Source organism: Massilia aurea (assembly GCF_040790145.1).
GTDB classification, from domain to species: Bacteria; Pseudomonadota; Gammaproteobacteria; order Burkholderiales; family Burkholderiaceae_D; genus Telluria; species Telluria aurea_C.
On record NZ_JBFMMP010000004.1, the window covers coordinates 261971 to 287412 of the forward strand.

General features: G+C 61.3%; 20 protein-coding genes, 1 tRNA gene and 2 pseudogenes. 14 read left to right on the plus strand and 9 right to left on the minus strand.

Features of this window, described 5'->3' with window-relative positions:
- Positions 1-9: 9 nt before the first annotated feature.
- From AB2N08_RS09350 to AB2N08_RS09405, 12 genes and pseudogenes are all read left to right on the plus strand, one after another.
- Positions 10-4938 carry an RHS repeat-associated core domain-containing protein gene (locus tag AB2N08_RS09350; protein ID WP_367610363.1) on the plus strand — a complete coding sequence of 1643 codons (4929 nt, stop codon included), beginning with the start codon at positions 10-12 and terminating at the stop codon, positions 4936-4938.
- Positions 4938-5255 (plus strand): hypothetical protein, encoded by a 318-nt coding sequence (locus tag AB2N08_RS09355; RefSeq protein WP_367610364.1) that lies wholly within the window; start codon positions 4938-4940, stop codon positions 5253-5255. Before AB2N08_RS09350 ends, AB2N08_RS09355 begins: the two co-directional genes overlap by 1 nt.
- Before the next feature lie 348 nt (positions 5256-5603).
- Positions 5604-5744 (plus strand): annotated as a pseudogene (locus AB2N08_RS09360) (RHS repeat-associated core domain-containing protein); the annotation flags it as partial.
- A 90-nt stretch (positions 5745-5834) separates the two neighbouring features.
- Complete coding sequence (locus AB2N08_RS09365) at positions 5835-6206, plus strand: hypothetical protein (protein ID WP_367610365.1); 372 nt, start codon at positions 5835-5837, stop codon at positions 6204-6206.
- 3 nt (positions 6207-6209) lie between these two features.
- Positions 6210-6461 (plus strand): Imm74 family immunity protein, encoded by a 252-nt coding sequence (locus tag AB2N08_RS09370; RefSeq protein WP_367610366.1) that lies wholly within the window; start codon positions 6210-6212, stop codon positions 6459-6461.
- A gap of 86 nt (positions 6462-6547) precedes the next feature.
- A pseudogene (locus tag AB2N08_RS09375) lies at positions 6548-6724 on the plus strand (transposase); the annotation flags it as partial.
- Between the two features lie 35 nt (positions 6725-6759).
- Complete coding sequence (locus AB2N08_RS09380; protein WP_367610367.1) at positions 6760-7194, plus strand: hypothetical protein; 435 nt, start codon at positions 6760-6762, stop codon at positions 7192-7194.
- Positions 7195-7937: 743 nt separating this feature from the next.
- Complete coding sequence (locus tag AB2N08_RS09385) at positions 7938-8213, plus strand: hypothetical protein (RefSeq protein WP_367610368.1); 276 nt, start codon at positions 7938-7940, stop codon at positions 8211-8213.
- 511 nt (positions 8214-8724) lie between these two features.
- Positions 8725-9321: a hypothetical protein gene (locus AB2N08_RS09390; protein ID WP_367610419.1), complete on the plus strand. Its 597-nt coding sequence runs from the start codon at positions 8725-8727 to the stop codon at positions 9319-9321.
- Positions 9322-9372: 51 nt separating this feature from the next.
- A tRNA-Lys gene (locus AB2N08_RS09395) sits at positions 9373-9448 on the plus strand.
- Positions 9449-9521: 73 nt separating this feature from the next.
- Positions 9522-10130, plus strand: a complete 609-nt coding sequence (locus AB2N08_RS09400; protein ID WP_367610369.1) for an IMPACT family protein — start codon at positions 9522-9524, stop codon at positions 10128-10130.
- Between the two features lie 144 nt (positions 10131-10274).
- The gene (locus tag AB2N08_RS09405; protein WP_367610370.1) at positions 10275-11495 is read left to right on the plus strand and encodes an MFS transporter; all 1221 of its coding nucleotides are present in this window, start codon (positions 10275-10277) and stop codon (positions 11493-11495) included.
- A 32-nt stretch (positions 11496-11527) separates the two neighbouring features.
- Here AB2N08_RS09405 and AB2N08_RS09410 read toward each other — a convergent pair whose 3' ends face one another.
- From AB2N08_RS09410 to AB2N08_RS09430, 5 genes are all read right to left on the minus strand, one after another.
- On the minus strand, positions 11528-12367 hold the full coding sequence (locus AB2N08_RS09410) for an HDOD domain-containing protein (protein WP_367610371.1): 840 nt from the start codon (positions 12365-12367) through the stop codon (positions 11528-11530).
- Between the two features lie 196 nt (positions 12368-12563).
- A complete protein-coding gene (locus AB2N08_RS09415; protein WP_367610372.1) occupies positions 12564-12971 on the minus strand; it encodes a cell envelope biogenesis protein TolA in 408 nt (135 codons plus the stop codon).
- Between the two features lie 168 nt (positions 12972-13139).
- Positions 13140-14594 (minus strand): efflux transporter outer membrane subunit, encoded by a 1455-nt coding sequence (locus AB2N08_RS09420; protein WP_367610373.1) that lies wholly within the window; start codon positions 14592-14594, stop codon positions 13140-13142.
- Positions 14595-14616: 22 nt separating this feature from the next.
- Complete coding sequence (locus AB2N08_RS09425) at positions 14617-16221, minus strand: DHA2 family efflux MFS transporter permease subunit (protein ID WP_367610374.1); 1605 nt, start codon at positions 16219-16221, stop codon at positions 14617-14619.
- A 7-nt stretch (positions 16222-16228) separates the two neighbouring features.
- Positions 16229-17368, minus strand: coding sequence for an efflux RND transporter periplasmic adaptor subunit (locus AB2N08_RS09430; protein WP_367610375.1), 1140 nt, complete (start codon positions 17366-17368; stop codon positions 16229-16231).
- 110 nt (positions 17369-17478) lie between these two features.
- On the opposite strand from AB2N08_RS09430, the gene AB2N08_RS09435 reads away from it, so the two are divergent.
- Both AB2N08_RS09435 and AB2N08_RS09440 read left to right on the plus strand, forming a co-directional pair.
- Positions 17479-18135, plus strand: coding sequence for a TetR/AcrR family transcriptional regulator (locus AB2N08_RS09435; RefSeq protein ID WP_367610376.1), 657 nt, complete (start codon positions 17479-17481; stop codon positions 18133-18135).
- A gap of 129 nt (positions 18136-18264) precedes the next feature.
- A complete protein-coding gene (locus tag AB2N08_RS09440) occupies positions 18265-18450 on the plus strand; it encodes a hypothetical protein (RefSeq protein WP_367610377.1) in 186 nt (61 codons plus the stop codon).
- Positions 18451-18517: 67 nt separating this feature from the next.
- Here AB2N08_RS09440 and AB2N08_RS09445 read toward each other — a convergent pair whose 3' ends face one another.
- The 4 genes from AB2N08_RS09445 to aceE form a co-directional block, all read right to left on the minus strand.
- Positions 18518-18841: a hypothetical protein gene (locus AB2N08_RS09445; RefSeq protein ID WP_367610378.1), complete on the minus strand. Its 324-nt coding sequence runs from the start codon at positions 18839-18841 to the stop codon at positions 18518-18520.
- Between the two features lie 156 nt (positions 18842-18997).
- On the minus strand, positions 18998-20836 hold the full coding sequence (lpdA, locus tag AB2N08_RS09450) for a dihydrolipoyl dehydrogenase (RefSeq protein WP_367610379.1): 1839 nt from the start codon (positions 20834-20836) through the stop codon (positions 18998-19000).
- A 13-nt stretch (positions 20837-20849) separates the two neighbouring features.
- A complete protein-coding gene (gene aceF, locus AB2N08_RS09455; protein ID WP_367610380.1) occupies positions 20850-22502 on the minus strand; it encodes a dihydrolipoyllysine-residue acetyltransferase in 1653 nt (550 codons plus the stop codon).
- Positions 22503-22655: 153 nt separating this feature from the next.
- Positions 22656-25352 carry a pyruvate dehydrogenase (acetyl-transferring), homodimeric type gene (gene aceE, locus AB2N08_RS09460; RefSeq protein ID WP_367610381.1) on the minus strand — a complete coding sequence of 899 codons (2697 nt, stop codon included), beginning with the start codon at positions 25350-25352 and terminating at the stop codon, positions 22656-22658.
- Positions 25353-25442 lie beyond the last annotated feature (90 nt).

Consider the following 25442-nt stretch of genomic DNA (forward strand, 5'->3'; position numbering starts at 1 on the left):
AAAGCCACCATGACCGAACCCGCGCAAGCCTCGTCCAAGCCCATCGAACGCGCGCCGGAAGTCGCGGTGGCGCCGCTCAACACCATCGACCAGCAAGACGTCGGCGCCGCCGCTGCTGACTTCGACAAATGGCTGCGCGAGATCAGCGGCGGCTATGTGACGCTGGAACGCCTGGCCACCGTGGCCGGCAGCCTGCCGGTGCTCGGCAACATCATGGCGCTGATCGATGCCGTCATGGACATCGTCGGGATCGTCCAGAACACCATCAAAAAGAAGGAAACCGATTTCCTGCAATGGGTGAGCCTGGGCATCAACCTGATCGGCGTGGCGCCGGCGATGAGCGCGGCGCGCATGAGCCTGCGGCCGGCGCTACACCTGACCCGGCAAAAACTGGCGTCGGGCGTCAAGGATGTGGGCAGCGCGCTGATCGAGGTGCTGGTCGTACACCTCAACGCGACGCTGGCCGGCGAGATCGACACGTTTATCGACGGTGCGATGGGCAAGCTGGCCGGCATCCTGGATGACGGTGCCGACGTCGCAGAAGGGTTTGCCGACGAGCTGATCAAGGTCCTTCAGCGCTGCATCGGCACGGAACCGCTGTTCGCTGTGGGCGCCACGGTCGACGTCGAGGACAAGCTGCACGACCCCAAGGTAAAAAGCACATGGCGCCGCATGCTCGGCGCCCTCGCCCGGCAATACAAGACGGGCGCGAACTACGCTGCCGCCGCAGCGGCCAGCCACCTGCCGCGCAGCGCGGTAGACAGCGTGACCGGCATCATCACCCACCTGACCGACTTCAAGCCGGCGTTTCGTGGCAAGCTCGCGGCCCTGGCCGACGAACAGGCGCCGATGAGCATACGGTGGATACTGATGCGGCTGCGCGACGCGGTCAGAAAGCACAAGAAGCGGTATCCAGCGCTGGTCCCTTCAAGCAAGGGCGTGAGCCACAAGAAGGACAATCCCGGCCACGAACTGGGCGCCACCGGCAGGCAGCGCCCGGCCAAAGGCGATGCCAATGCCTGCAAGCTGTGCCCGGCAAAAGGCGGCACCGCGCACTCGATCAGCTTTGCCACCGGCGCCGAGACCTTCACCCATACCGACTTCGTACTGGAAGCGCCGCTCCCGATCGCGTGGAGCCGCACGTACCGCAGCCAGCTCAATGCCTATGACCGGGGCAATCTCGGCGCCCGCTGGCTCACGCCGTACAGCATCCGCGTCGACGTCATCAAGCAGGGCAAACCAGCCGCCCTGCTCTATCACGCCGCCGATGGCCGCAGCCACCACTACCCGTTCCTCAACGTTGGCCAGCGGCACCACGATCCGGTTGAGCAAATCACGCTGATCCGAATGAGCGCCACCCTGCTGACACTCGACTTCGGCAAGCCGCTGCCCGAGTACGAAGCCAGTGCGTGGCGCGAAACCTATGAGCTGGTCGACACGCCGCGCACCAAGGCTGCCGAGATGGGCAAGGAGCACTTCCGGCTGGTCGCGCTGCATGCCAGCGACGGCGCCGCCATCGGCCTGCGCTACGACCACGTCGTTGCCACTGGCCCGCACGCTGGCGAAGAAGTACTCAGTGACATCATCAGCAAGCAGGGGGAAAACATCGTCGCCCATGCCGGCACCCAGATCGACGCCAACAGCGGCTGTATTCGCGCGCTCTGGGAAATCGGGAACGGCAAGGTGGTGAGGCAGCTCGCTGCCTACGACATCGACGAGCACGGCGACCTGACCCGTGCCCAGGACGAAAACGGCGCCGTCTGGCGCTATCAGTACGACCGCCATCTCGTCACCCGCTATACCGATCGCACCGGGCGCGGTATGAACCTCGCGTACGACACCAGCATCGACAGCGGCGCCAAGGCCAGGGCGATCCGCGAGTGGGCTGACGATGGCAGCTTCGACACCAGGCTCGAGTGGGACAAGAACATCCGCCTGACCTACGTGACTGACGCACTTGGCCACGAGACCCGCTACTACTACGACATTGCCGGCTACACCTACCGCGTCGTGCAGCCGGACGGGCTCGAGGAATGGTTTTACCGCGACGATGCCAAGAACGTCGTGCGCCACATCGACGCCGACGGCAGCAGCGAGCATTACCGATATGACGACCACGGCAACCTGCTCACCCACACGCGCGCCGATGGCAGCCAGGTCCACTTCGAGTACGACCGCCAGCACCGCATTACCGGCATCCGCGACGGCGAAGGCGGCACGTGGCGGCGCGATTACAACGTTCAGGGCCACATGGTTGAAGAGACAGACCCGCTCGGCAACAAGACCCAGTATGCGTACGACAAGACCGGCCGGCCCGTCGAAGTCGTTGATGCCAAGGGTGGCGTCTCGAAGCTCACCTACACACCGGACGGCGAGCTCGCCGGCTACCTTGATTGCTCCGGGCACAGCAGCAGATGGGAATACGACGAGCGCAAGCGCTTGGTCAGCTCCATCGACGCCGCTGGCAACGTCACCCGCTACCGCTACACGCCAGTAAATGCCGACACGCTCGCGTACGCGCACAGCGACGGCAGCGAGAGTGGCAACCATCCCGGGCAGCTCGAGGCTGTCATCCATCCCGACGGCAGCCAGGAGCAGCTGCGCCACGACGCCGAAGGCCGGCTGCTCGCGCACACCGACCCGCTCGGGCGCACCACAGCCTACCGCTACACCGAAGCCGGACTGATCGCCAAGCGGACCGACGCCCTCGGACATAGCCTGCAGTACGGATGGAATAAGCTCGGGCGCCTGACCGCGCTGGAGAACGAAAACGGCAGCGTCTACCGTTTCCGGTACGACCCCGTCGGCCGCCTGTTGCATGAGCAGGGTTTCGACGGCAAAGCCACCGACTACCGCTACGACGGCGCCAGCGGCGTATTGGCGCAAACCATCGACGGCGGCGTGACGACATCGCTCGATTTCGACGCCATGGGCCGGCTCGTGCAACGCCGGGCCGCAGCTGCCGGCCAACCTGAGCAAACCGAAACCTTCGCCTACAACGCCAACGGCCAGCTGGCCGAAGCGCAGAACGAACACGCCCGGCTGCAATGGTTCTACGATCTCGCTGGCAACCTCGTGCGCGAGCACCAGCACTACCAGGGCCCGTTCCATCCCGACAAGCGCACCGCGGTCTGGCATCACCACCATGACGCACTCAACCAGCGCATTGGCACAACCCGCCCCGACGGCCACCGCATCGACTGGCTGACCTACGGCGCCGGCCACACGCACGGCCTGCTGCTCGACGGGCAAGAGCTGGTCTCCTTTGAGCGCGACGCGCTGTACCAGGAAACAAGCCGCACGCAGTCCAACGGCCTGCAGCAAACGATGAAATACGACCCGGCGGGCCGCCTGATCGAACAGCAGCTTGGCGCCATTGCGCAGGTCAGCCGGAAGGACTGGCATTTTTATCCTGATCCGTACAACCCCGACGTCCAGGCCGGCATGCAAGCGGCGATCGTGCGACGCTATCGCTACGACTTATCCGGCCAACTGAGCAGCGTCGAAGACAACCGGCGCGGCCACATCGCATACCGCTACGATCCGGTCGGGCGACTGCTGGCGGCGAACAGTGTGATGGGCTATGAAACTTTCGCTTTCGACCCGGCGGGCAACATCCAAGCCGCCGATACCGCGCAGCAGGGCCCCATTTCCCGCCGCGTTCCGCTGCCGAAGCTGCTGGACAACTTGCTCAGAGAATATGCGGGTGTTAAATACCGCTACGACGAGCGCGGCAATCTTGTGGAACGAATACAGAACGGCAAGCGGGCCGAATATGCATGGGATGCGTTCAATCGGATGTCACGCGCTACGAACTTGCACGGGGTGACCACCTTTGCCTACGATCCGTTGGGGCGGCGTATTGCCAAGCACAGTCAGGCGCAGGAAGGCATTGCCCTCAGGGAGACGGCCAGGACTATGTTCTGCTGGGATGGCGATACGCTGGCGCTGGAAAGTAGCGTGCATCAGGGCCCTGGGGGGGAACGGATGGTGCACTATGTGTACGAGCGCGACAGCTTCGTGCCGCTTGTGCAGGCGACCCGGAGCCGGGCGCTATCGCTGGCGCCGACGACCGATGTCAAAGCGCTGATGGCGGGAAGTTACGGCAAGTATGATGTCGTACTCGATCCGTTATGGAACGGGGAATTTGAGCAGGAAGCCGAGCCTTTCGTTAAGGATGAGATCGCTTTCTATCAATGCGATCATCTGGGCACGCCGCAGGAGTTAACTGATTGCGATGGCAAGGTTGCGTGGTCGGCACAGTACAAGGCGTGGGGGGAAGCGAAGGACGCGATCAGTGAGGCGGCGCGCAGGGCTGGGGTGCGCAATCCGATTCGGTTTCAGGGGCAGTACGAAGATACGGAAACTGGGCTGCACTATAACCGGCATCGCTACTACGATCCCGATCTCGCACGCTACCTCACGCAGGATCCGATTGGTCTGCTTGGCGGCTTTAATAGTTATGCATATACTCCGAACCCCATAGGCTGGCTAGATCCAATCGGGCTTTCCGCCAAGTCTTCACAGAGAAAAATATCTACTCGTTCTGCGCCAAAAAATGATCCATGTGCAGTAGAGCGGATCGACGCGAAAGCAGCCGGTTGGAAACTAACCAATGGTGATTGGTGGTATCCGCCAAATGATGGATTTCATGGAGCACGAACGAAGGAAACATTGGCAGCAGGTACTAAGCTTGATCGTTTCGGCGGGGAACGCGGTCGTTTTCTCTCGCCAGATGCCGCCTCGTATGAAGGACGCGCATTACCACCAGGAACCGATAAACTGGCTCCATATTATAAATATGAAGTAATGAACTCAATTTCTGTAGAATCTGGCCCTGCGACACCATGGTTTGATGAGGTTGGGATGAACACTCAATATAAGTCAGAAAAATCGGTAGAGCAATTAATTGCATCAGGATGTCTGAGGAGAATTTAATGATTATTGATTTACCAGGATTCGACTTTGAAAAACCTCATACAGACACTTCAAAGATTGAAACATTATTTAAAATAATTCGGCATTTTCTTGATACAAAGGGAATCAGCCGGAATGAATACGCTCTCGGCGCAGAAATCGCAGCTGGCCTTGGGGAGCTAGTTATGAAAGAAGAAAGCGATTTTTTCGTGGTGTACACCACCGAACGTGGAGCGAATTTTGATGCGGCGATATTTTCAAGTAGTTTTCATGCAGTTAACTACTTCATCTTTCGACTAACAGGTGAGAAAGAGACAATCGATTGGTCTAGTATATGAAAAAGGCGCCCCTTTAACTTCTGTCAATTCTTATGTTGTGTGGTTTGAATTGTGGATGGCAGAGACTCCTTCTCGGCAACGTTTTGGCGGTGAATGAAAATGAGTATTGAGGACAACGCCATTTAGGGAGACCCTGATTAATTCGGCCGCTCTGGTTCCCACCGGTGCCGCAACCTGAGACAATGACGCTACGTTCCTCGCCCGCCATCAATCATGCAAAAGAGCTTCTCCGACAAGGTAGCGTGGTCGGCACAGTACAAGGCATGGGGGCGAGCGAAGGAAGCGATCAGCGAGGCGGCGCGCAAGGCTGGGGTGCGCAATCCGATACGGTTCTAGGGGCAATACTTTGATGATGAGACCGAGCTGCGTTACAACCGGCATCGTTACTATGGCCCCGATACGGCACAATACTTGACGCAGGATCCAATCCGGTTCTTCGGCGGCCACAACTTCTATAAGTACGGGCCAAATCCAACTACGTGGGTCGATCCATTGGGGTTGTCGCCGACATGGAACTGCAAGAGTAACCGATGGAATGAAAGTGAGAATGGACGCTTTATTAAGCGACCAACTCATCTCATGAAGACGGAGCCAAACTCGGCTTTTTTCTGGTCCGGTAGAACTGAAGGTATCGGCGGAATGGATGCTGCTGCCAATATCGCTAAAACTCACGGTGGAACGACGCTCGAAATGCTAATTGATAAACACAAGATCAAAATTCCAGTTTGGGACGACAAGAATCCAGTTGTCGTAAAAGAATGGGGTGAAATGTCTCGTGCCTATGCCCAAGGCACGTGCGAACTCGTACGAGGCGTTGTTGGACAAGATTTGCGGCCGGGAAACATCTGGGAAAGCTACGAAAAAGGCACGCTCATGAAAAATCCCGCAGTTGGCCAAATCGATATCGTTGACCCAAAATACGGGAACTCGAAGACCATTTTTAAGAGGTAACATATGAACTTTGAAGTCGTTCACGTCTCACGGGGAGACATACGGTTGAAGAGTGGAGACAAGCTTGTACGTGTTCTAGGCGAGGCACTCATTGCCTCGGCGCCAACCGAACCAAGCTACGTCATCTATTTGAACTCAATGAATAACTGGGAATTGGCGTCGGACGTTGCCTTGACTGAAACTGAGAAGCAGGAGGTCATTAGCGCAATCCGGAAACATTTTCAGGATCGCGGCTCGGTTGTCGAGTTCGAATAGGAATACGGATCGCGCATAGAAATGGCTTTGTTGCACAAACCGGCCGGTGCAGCGGTCGAGCGTGGGTGCGGGGATAAACTGACGGCATGAGTGCCCTAGCTAGACCGAAGTACCGAACGACCAACTTGGAAGACTACAACACCGCGTTGAAGGCGCGAGGCTCCCTGCTTATCTGGTTGGACACGGCCATGTGTTGGCACTGTAGTACCAGCGGCAAGCGGGGCCGCCGCCCGAAGTACAGCGAGGCGGCGATCCAGATTTGTTGGTAAATTGCAAGTTAACAGAAACATGCGGATTTATGTATATCGCTAAGTTAGATTTCAAAAGAGGTTCGACCTTCATCGATTCTACATCTGTCGAATTGGACGACAATGGCGTTCTCATCGATTCCATCGCAAAAAAATGCTCGCCTCCAACTAATTTAAATTACGAGCGATCTCGCTACCATTTATTAGGAAAAGTCAGCGTTTTTGGGCAATCGGCAAGCTGTGTGATTGAAGTAGGAGAAGGAAGAATCCTCCGCATAAACTTCTTGTTTGATTTAATAGAGTTTTTCGAATCCAGCATTCTCGAATCAGCTATAGTAAAAGCGTATGAAAATTCTTTGAGTCTGAAATTCCTATGCGATCATCCAAGCACCGCTTATTTGGATGTCTGCGAATGGGGAAGTGCCACCTTTTTCTATGATGCGAAACCAGGCGATCTCAGCTTAGATGTTGCAATTAAACGGTGATATAGGCTTAGATGAAATCTCACGGAGCTATGAAACCGCCATAGCAACTTGGAGACGAGACGCGTCTTCCAGATTAGAATTCGATTATGGAACACTTTGTCCAACACTACTTCCCGTCCACCGTGTGAGTTCAGGCGTGTCATCTGATATGTTTCGATGGTAGTGGTCGCCAATTCGTGCGTGAATCTTTACGCTCAAGGGAAATCGGGGCAGCAACGAAAAAATTTCCCTGACCCATCTGCTCCTGAAAATTGAAATGCAAACTTTATCTAAAAATAGCCGGACCTTCAATTCCCCGGTTCAAACGAAAATGTGAACTAACGGGAATTATTATGACAACGATTGCGACCCAATGTTTATGCAAGAATGATATCCCAGAAGCAAGTTACAACTGGACCACGTTTTCAAGGTTTGCACTAACATTTGATATCCTTTCCGAGTCTAAAGACGAGTTCCGTCATGTGTCCGAAAACGCAACACCATCTAACACTTGGACTACAGTAGAACTACGGTACTTTCTTTACTGCTGGCAGCGCATCGGAATAATCAGGGCGGATTGCGACCGGAGGAAATTTGCGGGGCTCAAGCAGCTCTAAGCGTTCTTCGTTCAAAAATCTGAATACGGTTGATGCCGATTGCAATCCTCCGCTGACATGACGAAGATAAACTTTCAGCATTTAACATGATTGGGTCGGTTGGCAAGTTGTGATCTCCCAGGCCAGATACACGTAAGCGATAGAGCGATGACAATGTTCTCCGAATTAATTACTAGTGCCGTATCCGATTTACGTCATGGAGGATTTATTAAAGATGCTAACGAATTACAGCATCTTGCTGATTTCGCATTAGACCAATCTTTGTCGGCCGGAAATCGAAAAGATGCTTTTGAGCAGATAGCGATGCGCTGTCACGTGAAGTGGCTCGGGGAATTTTACTTGTCTCATTTGTCGCAAAAAGCGTGGTGGGGACGGCTTGAGAAGCTTGGCAGGTCAGCAAAAAAGAATTCACGATCTATTTGATAGAATCAAGGACGGCGTTAAAATTATTAGCGAGGACGAAATCGACCGAAAATAATTTTTGGCTAGAATTTATTTAGCCAGCTCATCAATACCGTTCGCGCTAAAGCAGCTGAGATGGGCGGGCAGCAAATCAGTTTAATCGCGCAGCACTTCAGCGACGGCGCTACATTGGCCTACACCATGACCACGTCGTTACCGATGCCTCCCACGACAGCGAGGAAGTGACCAGTGTCATCAGAACAAGTAAGGCGAGATCCGCGTCGCCACCATTGAAGACATCCACATCGACACCGAGAATGGCCTTTCCAGCCCGCTTTCGGAATCAGCAGCGGCAGTCCAAGAGCGCCGGATCGAACCTAAACCCAGTCTTCCAGGCAAATTGCCAGGTCTCTGTCAACAGCTAACGACAAATACGGTGGTGAATACATGTTCACACGCCTCCGTTCTCACGAACATAACCCCCCTTGCATTTAGTGCTAGAGTTCTTGCATCTCTACAACCATTGCATCCCGTGAAAGCCATAACAAAACTCTTCGAACTCGGTTACGTCTTCATCGTCATCCTCTTCTTCGCCTGCGGCATCGGCCTGATCGTGCTGGCTGGGGTTGAAATCTGGACCGCCCTCAGCCTCTCCGCCGACACCCCTGCCCGCGATCGCTTCGATCTCATTCTCGAATGCATCGGCATGCTTACCATCTCCGTCGCGGCGCTCGGCCTCGGCCAAACCGTCCTGGAAGAAGAAATCCAGCGCGAAGCCAACATCAGCTCGCCGACCCGCGTGCGCCGGTTCCTGTCGCGCTTCCTGATCGTGGTCGTCGTGTCCCTGTCGGTCGAATGCCTGATCGGTGTGTTCCAATATGTCCATGGCAGCCCGGAATACTTGCCGCACGCCGCATCGATCGGTGTCGCCGCCGCTGCCCTGCTCGCCACCTGGGGCCTGTTCGTGCGCCTGAACGTCAGTGCCGAAGAACTCGAGCCGCACGCCATGCACGATGTGCAGGCCGAGGACAAGGTCATCGAGGGCGAAGACGTCGCGGAAGACGGCGAACAACACGCTGAAGAACAGGGCGAGGACTACCACGCAGATGTGGACAAAAAGAAAGAATGAGCGGAAGCACTTGGTAAATCTGCCAAGTGCCGCTATAATCTCGTCTTCTTCGGGTCGTTAGCTCAGCTGGTAGAGCAGCGGACTTTTAATCCGTTGGTCGCAGGTTCGAATCCCGCACGGCCTACCAAAGATTCATCGACAACGCCAACCTTCGGGTTGGCGTTGTCGTTTCCGTCGCCCAATTCGTTCCCGCGCGCACCATGCCCCAGACAATCGCCAGTGCCGTCCACCACGAACTGATCATCAAGAAAAGCCGCTTCATCGCGTGCGTGCAGCCGATGGCTGACCGCGCCGGCGCGCAAAAGATCGTGGCGGAACTGCGCGCGCAGCATCCCGGGGCGGCGCATGTGTGTTGGGCGCTACTGGCCGGCGGCCAGTCGGCGGCCGTCGATGATGGCGAGCCGAGCGGCACCGCCGGGCGGCCGATGTTCGATGTGCTGCGCCATCAGGATCTCGATGGCGTGCTGGCCACGGTGGTGCGTTACTTCGGCGGCGTCAAGCTGGGCGCCGGCGGCCTGGTGCGCGCTTACACCGACAGCGTGGCGCAGGCGCTGCTTACGGCGCCGAAGATTCCGATTATCAAGCTAAGCCAGCTGCGCTGCAGCGCGCCGTATGCGATGGAGGGCATGCTGCGGCGCGAGCTCGATGCAGCGGGCGCGACGCTGGACGAAGTGGCCCATGGCGACGACGTGCGCTTCACGTTCAGCCTGCCAGCGAGCGATGCTGCGGGATTGCGCGTGCGGCTGGGCGATGTGGGCCATGGCCGCATCGTGTGGCCGCCTGACGACGACGAGCCGCCGCCCGCTTGAGCCGCGCCATTCCAGCGCCCTATACCTGTCATCACAACTAGTGAGCGGACGTTTCCGTATGCACCCGGTATAGTGGCAGGCCCGGCCGCAAATTTCCCCACTCGGCCAGGGATCATTTTCCACCGCAGTACAACGACCTCCCCTGTGATCAAGAAAAGCCTTCTCCCCCTCGCCCTTGGCGGCTTCGGCATTGGCATGACCGAATTCGTCATGATGGGCATCCTGCCCGATATCGCCCGCGGTTTGCAGATCACCATTCCGCAAGCCGGCTACCTCATCACGGCCTATGCGCTCGGTGTGGTGGTCGGCGCGCCGACTCTCGTGACGATCGTCGCCGGCCGTCCGCCGCGCACGGTGCTGATCTGGTTCATGCTGATGTTTGCGGTGTTTAATGCGATGTCGGCGTTCGCGCCGAACTTCGAGACCATGATGGCCTCGCGCTTTCTCGCCGGCTTGCCGCATGGCGCGTTCTTTGGCGTGGGTGCGGTCGTCGCCAGCCGTCTGGCCGAACCGGGCAAGGCGGCGGCAGCGATGGCCATGATGTTTACCGGCCTGACGCTGGCCAATGTGCTGGGCGTGCCGCTCGGGACCTGGATCGGTCACGCCTTCGACTGGCGCATGGTGTTCTTGATCGTGGCGATCATTGGCCTGTTGACCATGTGGAGCCTGCACCAATGGGTGCCGCCGATCGAGCCGGCCAAGCGCACGGGCCTGATGCAGGACCTGCGCATTTTCAGGCATCTGGATCTGTGGCTGGCCCTGGGCATCGTGTCGATCGGCACCGGCGGCTTTTTCGCATGGTTCAGCTATATCGCGCCGCTGCTCACCGATGTCACGGGCTTCAGTACGAGTGCACTGCCGCTGATCATGACGGCGGTGGGTGTGGGCATGACGGTCGGTGTGCAGTTTGGCGGCTATCTCGCCGACAAGTTCCATCCGCTGCCGGCCCTGTTGATCCTGATGATCTCCATGACCGTGGTGCTCTTGTGTAATGGCCTGCTGGCCGAGTCGAAGATCGCGATGGTCGTGCTGGCCTTCCTGACGGGCGCCAATGCGCTGGCGATCGGCCCGCCAATCCAGGTGCTCTTGATCGAGCATTCGCGTGAAGCCGAGATGCTGGGCTCGTCGCTGGGCCAGGCAGGCTTTAATGTCGGCAATGCGATGGGAGCGTTGCTGGGCGGGATTCCGCTGACGCTGGGCTTTGCCTACACCGCGCCGCAGTGGGTGGCGGCGACGATGGCGCTGTGCGGTGTGGCACTGACGGCATTGATGCTGGCACGCCGCCGCTGGCAGGCGCGCGAGTTGGCCAAGACGGTCGAGCGCATGCTCAGCGAGTCACAGCCGGCAGCCTCGCCGTCGGCGTAACCACGCCCAAGTGCCACTGCACAGAAAACAGATCAGACGAGGGCAACCCCGCCCATGGCACGCGCGGTCTCGGCCGCTTCGCTCAAAATCTCGGCCAGCGTGACCTCATCGAACACGAAGTCGATCGCGTTTTCGTCGTGCGGCGGCAACGGTGCGCGCCGGCTGTCGAGCGGCGATGGCACCGGAGCGTACTGATTGGCCATCAAGAGCGTATCGAGCAGCGTGCCTGGCGGCATATTGAGCCAGCCGCCGCGCATGTCGGCGATGGCGTCGGATACCGCTTGCGGAATCGACAACCTCTTCATCACCTCGGCGCTGACCACGTCCTCGCACAGCGCGCCCCAGTTGTCGGCATCGTCGTCGAGCAGGCCCGGAAATTCGTCCGCGCGCGCCAGCAGGTAGAAAGCGCCGACTTCGTGAACGATACCGGCGAACAGGGCGGTATCGGGATTGACGCCTGTTACGCGCCGCGCCAGCGAGTAGGCGATTGCGGCCATATGGGTCGTGTGCTCCCACAATTGTTCGGCCTTGGCGCGCAGTTGCGGATCCTTGATGCGGTTGCCGAACTGGCGCACCACCAGGCTGGCCACCAGCGCCTGCAGACGGCGGTAGCCGATGCGCGTCACGGCAGTGCGGACATTGGTCACAGGCATCGAGGCACTGCCGCCGAATGCCGCCGTGTTGGCCATGGCGACGGTGCGTGCAGCCAATTGTGGTTCGGCCAGCACCAGCCTGATTGTCTCATCGATATGGCAATCGGGATTGTCGAGTGCCTGCTGCAGGCGCAACACGGCATTGACGCTGGTGGGGAACGTAATTTCGCCGCGCACAGCTTGCGCGGCGATGTAGCCGAAAGCTTCGAGTTTATTCACCCGGACGATTATAGCGCCCACGGTCTGCGCGGCCGGTGTTGCTTGTACTCACCCTCGCGCCCGCCGCACGCGAACTGTGGCGTCCCTTCCACATGCGCCGCCGACGCAAAAACGTCGTCCGCAGAACATGTCCGGGGACGACGTCTTCATGACAGGCATTGAGCGCAGTGAGGTGCGCCCACGACCCGGTCAGGAATTACTTGGCCTTGTTGGCGTCGCGCGCTGCGTCGCGGGTCGACTTGGCTTGCATTTCGCACTTGTCTTCTGCATCGCCTTTCATGGCGTCGCATTTTTCTTCAGCCAGTTCGTACTCGGCGTCGATCACATTGCCGCGGGCTTTCATCACGTTATTGCCGGTGTTGTCGAACTTCATTGCTGCGTCGTGCTCGGCCTTGGCGCGCACCAGTTTGGCTTCATCTTCGCAGATGTCTTCGGCGTGGCCGCTCATCGCGTCGCATTTGTCCTTCGAGACTTTGTAGTCAGCCTTGGCTTTGTCCATGGCCGTTTTGTGCGCGGCCTTGTTGACGGTCTGGGCAGCAGCAGGTGCGATACCAACAGCGGCGAATGCAGCGGCGGTGATCAAGGTAGCGATGAACGATTTCATGGTGAAGTCCCTTATTAGGTTATTGGTGAACCCATTAAACGCTATCCCGGCAGCGCGCTCTGTGCGACACCGTACACTTATGAAAAAATCAATTAAGCAAATATGATTGATAGCCTGTCGTGCGTGACCACGGCAGCTCGCCCGGCTGCCGTCACGATCAACGCACGGTCAACGCACGGTCGCCAGCGCCGCGCCCTGCTCCCAACCGCCACCCAGCGCGCGCGCCACCGCCACCGTTGCCAGCAGGCGCTGCGTACGGATCTGCGCCGCCGCGCGGTCGGCGGCCAACGTGCTGCGCTGGGCGTCGGTCACGTCCAGATACGTCGACACGCCGCGCTCGTAGCGCGCCTGCGCCACCAGCAGCGCACGCGCCGCCGCCTGCTGCGACTGGGCCTGCACGTCGCCCTGCTTGTGACGCTGCTCGACATCCGACAGCGCATCTTCCACTTCGCGCAGCGCCGTGAGCAGGCGCGTGTCGTGATTGGCGCGCGCCTCGTCGTAGCGCGCCTGCGCCAGCGCCAGGTTGGCGCGGTTGCGGCCACCGTCAAAAATCGGCAGCGACAAGGCCAGTGGGCCGGCCGAGAATTGGCGCGCGCCGCCGCTGGCAAGGTCGTTCAGGCTTTGCGAGGCGTAGCCAAAATTCCCGGTCAGCGACAGCGCCGGATAGAACGCGCCTTCGGCCACGCCGATCTGCGCATTGGCGGCTTTCAGCTGCGCCACGCTGGCCGCCAGGTCGGGGCGCTGGCCCACCAGGCTGGCCGGCAGCCCAACCGGTATCGCGGGTGGCTGCGGCAATGCGGCCGCAGGTGAATCGGGCAACTGCGCTGCCAGCAGCGGTGCAGTCGGCGAGGCGCCCACCAGCGTGGCCAGCGCGTGCTCGACCAGGTTGCGCTGGCGCTGCACCTCGTGCAGGTCGGCTTCGGCGTTGGCGCGCTCGATGCGGGTGCGCGACACATCGAGCTCGTTCGACAGCCCGGCGTTGAAGCGCGCCTCGATCAAGTCTTGCGACTCGCGCCGCGTGGCAAGCGCGTCACGCAAGATCGCCAGCTCGGCATCCAGCCCGCGCAGCTGCCAGTAGTTCGACGCCACCTGACCGGACAGCATCAGCAGCACGCCGTCGCGGTCGATCTGCGCAGCCAGCGCCTGTGCGTCGCTCGCCTCGACGATGCGGCGCACGCGGCCCCACAGGTCGAGCTCATACGAGAACGACGCGGCCACGCTGTAGTTGTTGCCCTCGATCGAGCGGCCACCGAGGGCCAGGCCCTGCGACGTTTCGCTCGACGTGCGTGCATTCGACACGCCCGCACCCACCGACACGGACGGCAGCTGGCCGGCGCGCACGACGCCCAGTTGCGCCTGCGCCTGCAGCAGGCGCTGGGCCGCCGCCTCGACGCCGGGGTTGTCGCGCAGTGCGCGGGTTTCCAGCGCGTCGAGCGTGGCGTCGCCAAACACCTGCCACCAGGTGGCGGGCAGGTGCGCGGCATTGGTGCCAGCATCGACGTGGCGGAAGGCCGCGTCGGCCGGCGCGGGCGGAGCCTTGAAATCGGGGCCGAGCGTGGTGCAGCCGGCGAACAGGGTGCTGATGGCGATCGCGAGAACGCCGTTGATTGCAGACTTGAACATGGTGTGTCTTTTCAATGAAGTGTCAGTGACCGCCGCCGCCGCCGCCGGGCGACTTGACCTTGTCGGCCATCCAGATCGCCGCGATGCAGCCGAGCAGGATCATGCCGATGATCCAGAAGCCGTCGTTATAGGCCATCACATACGATTCGCGCCGCACGAGGCGGTCGATCACAGCCAGCGCCTGGTTGGCGGCGGCGGCCGGATCGATGCCCCTGGCGATGAAGCCTTGCGTGAGCATGTCGAGCCGTTCCTGCGTGGCCGGCGCATAGGTCGACACGGCTTCGCCCAGGCGCGCCGAGTGAAAGTGTTCGCGGTTGGTCAGCGTGGTGGCGAGCAGCGCGATGCCGACCGAACCACCGAGATTGCGCGTCATGTTGAACAGGCTCGAGGCCGAGCCCATTTCGCGCGGCGGCAGGCCGGACATGGCGAAGTTCGACAGCGTGAGCATCACGAACGGCTGGCCGATGGCGCGCACGACCTGCGTCCACATCAGCTGGTCGTAGCCGGTGGTCGCGTCCATATAACTATTCATGATGCACGAGATGCCGAACATGAACAGGCCGAAGCTGCACAGGATGCGGTTGTCCACTTTCGACGACAGCTTGGCCGCGAATGGCATCACCAGCAGTTGCGGCAGGCCGACCCAGGCGATGACTTCGCCGATCTGCATCGGCGTGTAGCCGGCGATCTGGCCCAGGTACAGCGGCAGCAGGTAGGCCGAGCCATACAGGCCCATGCCGATCACCGCCGACAGCGTGGTCGCCACCAGAAAATTACGCTGGCCGTACAGCGCCAGGTTCACGAACGGGTCGGGCCGCGAAAAACTCAGCGCGATCCAGCCCAGGATGCCGGTGAGCGACAGCGCGGCGAAGGTCACGATGAAGCTTGAGTCGAACCAGTCCTTCGAGTTGCCTTCTTCGAGGAAGATCGTCAGGCACGCCAGGCCCATCGCCATCAGCGCGATGCCCAGCCAGTCGGCCTTGATCAGCGTGCGAACATTGGCCTTCTCGGCATCCATCCCCCACATCATGCCGGCGATGAGCAGCACGCCCGGCACCCAGTTGATGTAGAACACCGAGGGCCAGCCATACAGCTCGGTGAGGTAGCCGCCCAGCGTCGGGCCCATTGCCGGCGCGAGCGTCGCGGTCAGGCCGAAGATCGCCATGCCGGTGGCGCGCTTCGACGGCGGCAGGCGCGTCATCACGAGCATCATCGCCATCGGGATCAGGGCGCCGCCGGTAAAACCCTGCAGCATGCGAAACACGATCATGCTCTCCAGGCTCCAGGCGGCGCCGCACAGCGTCGAGAACACGAGGAACAGTGCAGTCGTGCCCATCATGTAGTTGCGCATGCCGAAGGCGCGCGTAAACAGCGCCGTCATCGGGATCACGACGATCTCGGCGCACAGGTAGGCGGTCGAGATCCACGAGCCTTCTTCCTGCGTGGCCGACAATGTGCCGAGGATGTCGCGCAGCGACGAGTTGGTGATCTGGATGTCGAGCACCGCCATGAAGGCGCCCAGCATGCCGGCGGCAATGGCAACCCAGGTGCGCGCGTCCACCATCGCGCCATTGGCCGGCGCGCCCGGCATCGCGCCCGACGGTGCTGATTTGCTCAAGCTGGTCATGGTGTGCTCAGCGCGCCGCTGCGGTCTGGGTCGGCTTTACTTCCTGGCCCAGCGCCACTTCGGCCACCACCGACATGCCCGGCACCAGGCGGCCCGCGTACTTCTTGACGTCTTGCGGGTCGAGCGTGATCTTGACCGGCACACGCTGGACGATCTTGGTGAAGTTGCCGGTCGCGTTATCGGCCGGCAGCAGCGCGAACTGGTTGCCCGACGCCGGCGAGAAGCTGTCCACGCGGCCGACCAGATGGTGCTCGGGCAGCGCATCGACTTCCAGGCTCACGGCCTGGCCTGGCGCGAGGCCACCGAGCTGCGTTTCCTTGAAGTTGGCGACGACCCAGACGTTGTCTTCGACCACCGCCAGCATTGCCTGGCCCGGCTGCACGCGCGCGCCGACTTCGACGCTGCGCCGGCCGATGCGGCCCGCCACCGGCGCCACGATACTGTTGTAGGCCAGCTGCTGGCGCGCGTCCTTCAACTGCGCTTGCAGCACCTTGATTTCTGCTTTCAGCACGTCGCGGCCCGCTTCGGCCGCGCCGATCTGCGCTTGCGCGGCAGCGGCATTGTCGCGGCGCGCGGCCACATCGGCCACGGCGCCGGCGCGCGCCGCGCTCGATGCATCGACTTCGGATTTCGACACGGCCTTCATGGTGTCGTTGTACAGCTGGCCGAAACGCTCGGCGTCCTGGCGCGCGCGCAGCAGCTGGGCCTCGGCCTGGCGGACCTGGGCGCCGGCGGCGCCAGCCTGGGCGCGCACCTGCAGCAACTGGGCGTCGGATTGCTTGACCTGCTGCTCGACGCTGGCGATCTGCGCCTCGATCTGCTCGACGCGCACGGCCTGGTCGGCCGGGTCGAGCAGCGCCAGCACGTCGCCGGCCTTGACCATCTGGTTGTCTTCCACCAGCACTTTGGTGACCACGCCGGCCACGCGCGACGACACCTGGTGCATGCGGCCGGTGACGTAGGCGTTTTCAGTTTCCACGAAATGGTGGCTGCGATACCACATGCGGCCACCGGCGCCGATCGCCAGCAGTGCGATCAGGCCGACCACGACCAGCACGCGCTTGTTGGGCGGCTTCTTGCCGGCGGGAGCGTCCGCCCGAGGTTGTGCTGCGCTCGCCTGCCCTGCCGTGTTGTCGTGCTCTGCCATGGTGCTGCTCCGAAAATGAAATGAACTCATCGCATTATTCGCCATCAATACAGTGAAGTCAAGAAATGAAACGGTTGCGTTTCATTTTATTTTGCTCTAGAGTCCCGACTATGACTACAGCATCAGCCTGCACCAAATCCGCCGGCCGCCCGAAGGCAGCCGACATCGAAACGCGCAACCAGGAACTGATCGAGGCCGCCGGCCGGCTGTTCCTGAAGAATGGCTATACCCGCACCAGCCTCGAATCGATCGCACGCGAAGCGCGGGTGGCCGTGCGCACCATTTATGTGAAGTTTGGCGGCAAGGCCGGGCTGCTCAAGGCCGTGCTGGCCTCGCGGCGCGAGCGGCTGTTCGCCGAGCGCAATATGGACACCGACGCCCGCCCGCTGCGCGCCATCCTCGACGAGTTCGCGCGCGATTTTTATGCGCTGCTGGTCGAGCCTGACGCGATCGCGCTGCAGCGGGTTGTCATTGCCGAGTCCGGCAGCAATCCGGAACTGGCAGAAGCGTTTTATGAAGGCGGGCCGCGCATGACGCGCGAGATGCTACTGCGCTTTTTTTCGCGCCCGGATATCGCGGCACAACTCCGCCCCGACGTGCCGCCGGCGCTGATCCTGACGCACCTGATCGGCTGCATCAACGGCGACCCGATCGGGCGCTTTTTGTTCCCGGATGCCGAGCCGGCGGGCGAGGAAGCACGACAACAATTGGCCGCGCGGATGGAACTGTTTTACAGCAGCGTCCTCAAACCTGACTATGTCTCGTGAACGTAGCTGGAAGGAAAAAAGTCGGTGTGCCATCGTACCGACAGAGACCGCTAAAGTGTGTCATTATTGAAATGTTCACAGTGGTTGTCGTGAATTCAAATAAGAGCGGTGTGACCGCGAGGAGGAAGTATGAGCAAGTCGTCCAGATATGAATGGCGTGATCAGGCAGCAGCCCTGCAAGAGCGCATGAAGAGCTTTATTGAAAACCCGGGCGATGACCAGCTGGAAGCGGTCATCGCCGATATGCGTACCTATGCCGCAGCCGCCAAGGCTGGCAATATCGATATTCCGCAGCGCTACGTCAGCTTCGCCTGAAGCAGACACGTTTCAATTCAAATGCCGCGTGGTGCAAGCCGGGCGGCATTTCTTTTTTTCGGTGAATTTATACCGTCGACATCGGTACCGGCCTGCCCTGCTCTTCGACGTCGAAGACGCGGGTCAAAAAATGCATCTTGCGCGGCGCCCGGTGCCGTTCGTGGAGTTCACGCGTGACCACTTCGACGCGGCGCGGCCGCAAGGCGATCTGGCACGGATCGATCATGCCCCCGCCGCCCGGGACGGCAGTGGCAAATTGTTGTGCCAACTGCTGTGACAAGCTGCCGGTGATCGTGGTGGCTTCGCCGTGGACCGAAGTGTGGAGTTCAAACACGTGCGATTGCGGCAGCACGTAGAGGATCCCGATATATTCGTTGCTGTGCTCGTCCATATAGACCTCCGGCGCCCAGACGCGGCACATCCGCTGCCGCAGCGTGCGTTCATCTTAGACCTTTGGTTGCCGGCTGCAAGCGGCGCACACGCGCATCGACCGACGAAAAAAAACCGGGACCATGATGGTCCCGGTTTCGCTCGGAATCGATGCCGATCAGCGCTTCTTCGGTGGCGGCAGGTCGGTGCACACACCTTCATATGCTTCGGCAGCCATGCCGATCGACTCACCCAGGGTCGGGTGCGGGTGGATCGTCTTGCCGATGTCCACACCATCCGCGCCCATCTCGATCGCCAGCGCGATCTCGCCGATCATGTCGCCGGCATGCGTGCCGACGATGGTGCCGCCGATGATGCGGTGCGTTTCAGCGTCGAACAGCAGCTTGGTGAAGCCTTCGTCGCGGCCATTGGCCACGGCGCGCCCGCTCGCGTTCCACGGGAAGTGACCCTTCTCGACCTTGATGCCTTTTTGCTTGGCTTCGTCTTCGGTCAGGCCCACCCATGCCACTTCCGGATCGGTGTAGGCCACCGATGGAATGACCTTGGCGTCGAAATGCGTCTTCTTGTCGAGCGCCGCTTCGGCCGCCACGTGCGCCTCGTGCACCGCCTTGTGCGCCAGCATCGGCTGGCCCACCAGGTCGCCGATGGCGAAGATGTGCGGCACGTTGGTGCGCATCTGGCTGTCCACGGCGATGAAGCCACGGTCGCTCACGGTCACGCCGGCCTTGTCGGCGGCGACCTTCTTGCCGTTCGGGCTGCGGCCCACGGCCACCAGCACCAGGTCGTACAGCTGCGGTTCTGGTGCTGCAGCACCCGCTTCAGCGGCTTCGAACGTGACCTTGATCCCTTCCGGCAGCGCTTCCACGCCGACGGTTTTCGTCTTCAGCATGATGTTGTCGAAGCGGTGCGCGTTGTACTTCTGCCAGACCTTGACGGCCTCGCGGTCGGCGCCCTGCATCAGGCCATCCATCATCTCGACCACGTCGATGCGCGCACCGAGCGTCGAGTACACCGTCGCCATTTCCAGGCCGATGATGCCGCCGCCGATGACCAGCATCTTCTTCGGCACCTGGCGCAGTTCGAGCGCGCCGGTCGAATCGACAATGCGCGGATCTTCCGGCACAAACGGCAGCTTGACCACCGACGAACCGGCGGCAATCACGGCCTTCTTGAAGGCGATGACTTTTTTGCCGCCATCGGCTGCCGTGACTTCGATGTGGTTCGGGCTGACGAACGCGCCGACGCCCTGCACCGTGGTGACCTTGCGCGCCTTGGCCATGAAGGCCAGGCCGCCGGTCATCTTCTTGATCACGCCATCCTTGTAGCCGCGCAGCTTGTCGATGTCGACGGCCGGCTTGGCGAACGCCACGCCCAGGTCGGCCATGTGCGCCGTTTCATCCATCACGGACGCCACGTGCAGCAGCGCCTTCGACGGGATGCAACCGACGTTCAGGCACACGCCGCCAAGCGTCGCGTACTTCTCGACCAGCACGGTGTTCATGCCCAGGTCGGCCGCGCGGAACGCCGCGGAATAGCCGCCGGGCCCGGCGCCCAGCACCATCATATCGCATTCGATGTCGACCTGGCCGCTGTAGCTCGACGGGGTCGGCGCAGGACCGGCCGGCGCCGGCGCAGGGGCCGGCTTGGCTGGCGCCTGCGATTCGGTCGGCGCGGCTGGCGCGGCCTGGGCCGGGGCGGCAGCGGCGGCCGGCTTGTCGGCCGGCTTTTCAGCCGGCTTATCGGCGGCCGGGGCGGCTGCGCCCTCTTCGACCGTCAGCAACAGCGTGCCTTCGTTGATCTTGTCGCCGACCTTGACCGTGATCGACTGCACCACGCCCGCGTGGGTCGACGGGATTTCCATGCTGGCCTTGTCCGATTCGACGGTGACCAGGGACTGGTCGACCTTGATCGTGTCGCCGGCTTTCACCATCAACTCGATCACTTCGACGTCCTTGAAGTCACCGATATTCGGGACTTTCACTTCAACAGTGCTCATCAGTGCGCTCCAATCACAGAAGGGTCTTGCGCAGATCCGCCAGCACTTCGCCCAAATAGGCGGAGAAGCGGGCGGCGCCGGCGCCGTCGATCACGCGGTGATCGTACGACAGCGACATCGGCAGCATCAGGCGCGGCTGGAAGGCTGCGCCATCCCAGACCGGCTTCATCGCCGACTTGGACAGGCCCAGGATCGCCAGCTCAGGTGCATTGATAATCGGCGTGAATGCGGTGCCGCCGATGCCGCCCAGCGACGAGATGGTGAACGTCGCGCCCTGCATCGCGGTCGGCGGCAGCTTGCCGTCGCGCGCCTGCGCCGACAGTTCGCCCATTTCGGTGGCGATCTGCGAGATGGTCTTCTTGTCCGCATCTTTCACGACCGGGACCACCAGGCCGTTCGGCGTATCGGCCGCGAAACCGATGTTGTAGTACTGCTTGGTGATCAGGGCCGCGCCGTCGCTAGAGAGCGACGCATTAAATTGCGGGAATTTCTTCAGCGCGGCGACGCTGGCCTTGATGACAAAGGCGAGCATGGTCAGCTTGACGGCGGACTTCTGCTTGGCCAGCGACGCGTTGGTATCGACGCGGAACTGCTCCAGGTCGGTCACGTCGGCTTCGTCGAAGTGCGTCACGTGCGGGATCATGACCCAGTTGCGATGCAGGTTCGGACCCGAGATCTTCTTGATGCGCGACAGCGGCACCGTTTCGGTCGGACCGAATTTGGAGAAGTCGAGCGAAGGCCAGGCCAGCAGGTCCAGGCCGACACCGCTGCCGCCGGCTTTGGCTGCAGCAGCTGCAGGCGGCGCCGCCATCACGCCCTTCACGAAGTTCTGCACGTCCTGCTGGGTAATGCGGCCTTTCGGACCGCTGCCCGGCACACGGCCCAGGTCCACGCCCAGTTCGCGCGCGAACTTGCGGATCGATGGCGAGGCGTGGGCTTTCGAGCCGGTCACGCCTGGTGCGGCTGGTGCCGCCGGTGCTGGCGCGGCGGCCGGTGCTGGTGCTGCGGCCGGTGCTGCTGCGGATGCGGCAGCCGGTGCCGGTGCAGCGGCGGCCGGTGCAGGGGCGGCAGCCGGCGCAGCGCCAGACGCTTCCACGACCAGCACGAGCGAATCCTTGGCCACCTTGTCGCCAACCTTGACCTTGATTTCCTTGACCACGCCGGCATGGCTCGACGGGATCTCCATGCTGGCCTTGTCCGATTCGACGGTCAAGAGCGATTGATCGACCTTGATCGTGTCGCCCACCTTGACCATCAGTTCGATGACTTCGACTTCTTTGAAGTCGCCGATGTCCGGCACGGTCACGTCGACCAGGCCACCCGAGGCTGCCGGTGCGGCGGCTGGTGCTTCAGCAGCAGGTGCTGGTGCAGCCGGTGCGGCGGCTGGCGCAGCAGCAGGAGCGGCGGCAGGCGCTTCAGCCGCGCCGCCCGCTTCTTCCAGCAGCAGCACGAGCGAACCTTCGGCCACCTTGTCGCCGACGTTGATCTTGATTTCCTTGACGACGCCTGCGTGGCTCGACGGGATTTCCATGCTGGCCTTGTCCGACTCGACGGTCACCAGCGACTGGTCCACCTTGATGGTGTCGCCCGGCTTGACCATCAGCTCGATCACTTCCACTTCCTTGAAGTCGCCGATATCCGGGACTTTGACTTCCACAATGCTCATAGTGTTAGCTCCGTTATTTTTTGAGTTAGCGTCCGAGCCGTCGTTCCAGCGAAGGCTGGAACCCAAGTTTGCTTGCGTATCGATAGAAACATTACTATCTGCTGCGCGAGGGACTTGGGTCCCCGCCTTCGCGGGGACGACGGTACGTGAGCATTACTGGGTCACCGGATTCGGCTTGTTCTGATCGATGCCGTACTTGGCGATCGCCTGCGACACGATGGCGCGGTCGATCTTGCCTTCGTCGGCCAGCGCGCGCAGCGATGCCACCGTGATGTAGTAGCGGTTCACCTCGAAGAACTCGCGCAGCTTGACGCGCGAATCCGAGCGGCCGAAGCCGTCGGTGCCCAGCACTTTATAGGTGCGGTCCTTTGGCATGAAGCCGCGGATCTGCTCGGCGAACATGCGCATGTAGTCGGTCGTCGCGACGATCGGGCCGCTGGTGGCGCCGAGCATTTCGGTCACGTACGGCACGCGCTGCGGCAATTCGGGATTGACCATGTTCCAGCGCTCGCAGTCGTTGCCGTCACGCGCCAGCAGCGTGAGCGATGGCGCCGACCACACGTCCGCGTCGACGTTCCAGTCGTTCTTGAGCAGTTCGGCGGCGAAGATCGACTCGCGCAGGATGGTGCCGCAACCGACCAGCTGCACGCGCTGTGCATTGTCCTTGCCGCCCTCTTGCAGCAGGTACAGGCCCTTGAGTATGCCCTCTTCCTGGCCAGGTTTCAGGCCCGGCTGCGGGTAGTTCTCGTTCATGATGGTGATGTAGTAGAACACGTCTTCCTGTTCTTCCACCATGCGGCGCAGGCCGTCCTGGATGATGACCGCCACTTCGTGACCGAAGGTCGGATCGTACGGCAGGCAGTTCGGCACGGTCGCAGCGATGATGTGGCTGTGGCCATCTTCGTGCTGCAGGCCTTCGCCGTTCAGGGTCGTACGACCCGCGGTGCCGCCCATCAGGAAGCCGCGCGCGCGGATGTCGCCCGCCAGCCAGACCAGGTCGCCCACGCGCTGCATGCCGAACATCGAGTAGAACGTGTAGAACGGGATCATCGTGCGGTTGTTCGACGAGTACGACGTCGCCGCGGCGATCCACGAGCTCATGCCGCCCGCTTCGTTGATACCCTCTTGCAGGATCTGGCCTGCCTTGTCTTCGCGGTAGTACATCACCTGGTCGCGGTCGACCGGCTCGTACAACTGGCCCTGCTGGTTGAAGATGCCGATCTGGCGGAACAGGCCTTCCATGCCGAAGGTACGCGATTCGTCGACCAGGATCGGCACGATGCGCTGGCCGATGCTTTCGTCCTTCAGCAGGCTCGTGATCACGCGCACATAGGCCTGGGTCGACGAGATTTCGCGGCCCTCAGGCGTTGGCTCGAGCACGCCCTTGAACGACGACAGCGCCGGCACGGTCAGCTTCTCGTCGGCTTTCTCGCGGCGCTGTGGCAGGTAGCCGCCCAGTGCCTTGCGGCGCTCGTGCAGGTACACCATTTCGGGTGCGTCGTCGGCCGGCTTGAAGAACGGGATGTCGGCCAGCTGGTCGTCGGGGATCGCGATATTGAAGCGGTCGCGCATGTCGCGGATCGCCTGGTCGTCGAGCTTCTTGGTCTGGTGGGCGGTGTTGCGCGCCTCGCCCGACTTGCCCATGCCGAAGCCCTTGACGGTTTTCACCAGCAGGACGGTCGGCGAACCCTTGTTCTCTTGCGCGTTCTTGAACGCGGCGTAGATCTTGTGCGGATCGTGGCCGCCGCGGGTCAGGCGCCAGATATCGTCGTCGCTCATCTTCGAGACCATCTCGAGCAGCGCCGGATCCTTGCCGAAGAAGTGCTTGCGCACGTAGGCGCCGTCCTTGGCCTTGTAGTTCTGGTATTCGCCGTCGACCGATTCCATCATCACGCGCTGCAGGATGCCGTCCTTGTCCTGGGCCAGCAGCGGATCCCACTGCGAACCCCAGATGACCTTGACGACGTTCCAGCCGGCGCCACGGAAATCGGCTTCGAGTTCCTGGATGATCTTGCCGTTGCCGCGCACCGGACCGTCCAGGCGCTGCAGGTTGCAGTTGACGACCATGACCAGGTTGTCGAGCTGCTCGCGCGCGGCCATGCCGATCGCGCCCATCGATTCCGGCTCGTCCATCTCGCCGTCGCCGCAGAAGACCCAGACCTTGCGGTTGTCGGTCTTGGCGATGCCGCGTGCGTGGAGGTATTTCAGGAAGCGCGCCTGGTAGATCGCCATCAGCGGGCCCAGGCCCATCGACACGGTCGGGAACTGCCAGAAGTCGGGCATCAGTTTCGGGTGCGGGTACGACGACAGGCCCTTGCCGTCGACTTCGCGGCGGAAGTTCAGCAGCTGCTCTTCGGTCAGGCGGCCTTCGAGGAAGGCGCGTGCGTAGATGCCGGGCGACGAGTGGCCCTGGATGTACAGCAGGTCGCCGCCGTGGTCTTCGGTCGGGGCGTGCCAGAAGTGGTTGAAGCCGGTGCCGAGCATATTGGCCAGCGAGGCGAACGACGAGATGTGGCCACCGAGGTCGCCGTCGGCGCGGTTGGCCTTGACCACCATCGCCATCGCGTTCCAGCGCATCCACGAGCGCAGGCGCTCTTCGTATTCGAGGTTGCCGGGCGAGTTCTGGTTCAGGTGCGCGGGAATCGTGTTGACGTACGCGGTGTTGCTCGAGAACGGAACGTGCGCGCCGCGACGGCGCGCCAGGTCGACGAGGCGCTCCATCAGGTAATGGGCGCGTTCCGTTCCTTCATGTTCGATCACCGCCTCCAGCGCATCGAGCCATTCCTTGGTCTCGATTGCATCCGGATCGTTGGCGGTTTGCGAGGTCAACTGGTCGAGTTGAGCTGCCATGTTATGCGTCTCCTAGTGTGGTACGCCCCATCCGATCCCTGCGCAGGCTGGCGGCGATTGATGAAATTCGAAAATCTTTTTAGCTAAACC

What these genes read in the sequence shown, in the direction of transcription:
- AB2N08_RS09435 (WP_367610376.1), top strand. Translation starts at nt 17,479, where the DNA reads ATGACTACAGCATCAGCCTGCACCAAATCCGCCGGCCGCCCGAAGGCA.
- AB2N08_RS09365 (WP_367610365.1), top strand. Translation starts at nt 5,835, where the DNA reads ATGAAGACGGAGCCAAACTCGGCTTTTTTCTGGTCCGGTAGAACTGAA.
- AB2N08_RS09440 (WP_367610377.1), top strand. Translation starts at nt 18,265, where the DNA reads ATGAGCAAGTCGTCCAGATATGAATGGCGTGATCAGGCAGCAGCCCTG.
- AB2N08_RS09425 (WP_367610374.1), bottom strand. Translation starts at nt 16,221, where the DNA reads ATGACCAGCTTGAGCAAATCAGCACCGTCGGGCGCGATGCCGGGCGCG.
- AB2N08_RS09350 (WP_367610363.1), top strand. Translation starts at nt 10, where the DNA reads ATGACCGAACCCGCGCAAGCCTCGTCCAAGCCCATCGAACGCGCGCCG.
- AB2N08_RS09370 (WP_367610366.1), top strand. Translation starts at nt 6,210, where the DNA reads ATGAACTTTGAAGTCGTTCACGTCTCACGGGGAGACATACGGTTGAAG.
- AB2N08_RS09420 (WP_367610373.1), bottom strand. Translation starts at nt 14,594, where the DNA reads ATGTTCAAGTCTGCAATCAACGGCGTTCTCGCGATCGCCATCAGCACC.
- AB2N08_RS09430 (WP_367610375.1), bottom strand. Translation starts at nt 17,368, where the DNA reads ATGGCAGAGCACGACAACACGGCAGGGCAGGCGAGCGCAGCACAACCT.
- AB2N08_RS09385 (WP_367610368.1), top strand. Translation starts at nt 7,938, where the DNA reads ATGACAATGTTCTCCGAATTAATTACTAGTGCCGTATCCGATTTACGT.
- lpdA (WP_367610379.1), bottom strand. Translation starts at nt 20,836, where the DNA reads ATGAGCACTGTTGAAGTGAAAGTCCCGAATATCGGTGACTTCAAGGAC.
- AB2N08_RS09445 (WP_367610378.1), bottom strand. Translation starts at nt 18,841, where the DNA reads ATGGACGAGCACAGCAACGAATATATCGGGATCCTCTACGTGCTGCCG.
- AB2N08_RS09400 (WP_367610369.1), top strand. Translation starts at nt 9,522, where the DNA reads ATGCCCCAGACAATCGCCAGTGCCGTCCACCACGAACTGATCATCAAG.
- AB2N08_RS09415 (WP_367610372.1), bottom strand. Translation starts at nt 12,971, where the DNA reads ATGAAATCGTTCATCGCTACCTTGATCACCGCCGCTGCATTCGCCGCT.
- AB2N08_RS09355 (WP_367610364.1), top strand. Translation starts at nt 4,938, where the DNA reads ATGATTATTGATTTACCAGGATTCGACTTTGAAAAACCTCATACAGAC.
- AB2N08_RS09380 (WP_367610367.1), top strand. Translation starts at nt 6,760, where the DNA reads ATGTATATCGCTAAGTTAGATTTCAAAAGAGGTTCGACCTTCATCGAT.
- aceE (WP_367610381.1), bottom strand. Translation starts at nt 25,352, where the DNA reads ATGGCAGCTCAACTCGACCAGTTGACCTCGCAAACCGCCAACGATCCG.
- aceF (WP_367610380.1), bottom strand. Translation starts at nt 22,502, where the DNA reads ATGAGCATTGTGGAAGTCAAAGTCCCGGATATCGGCGACTTCAAGGAA.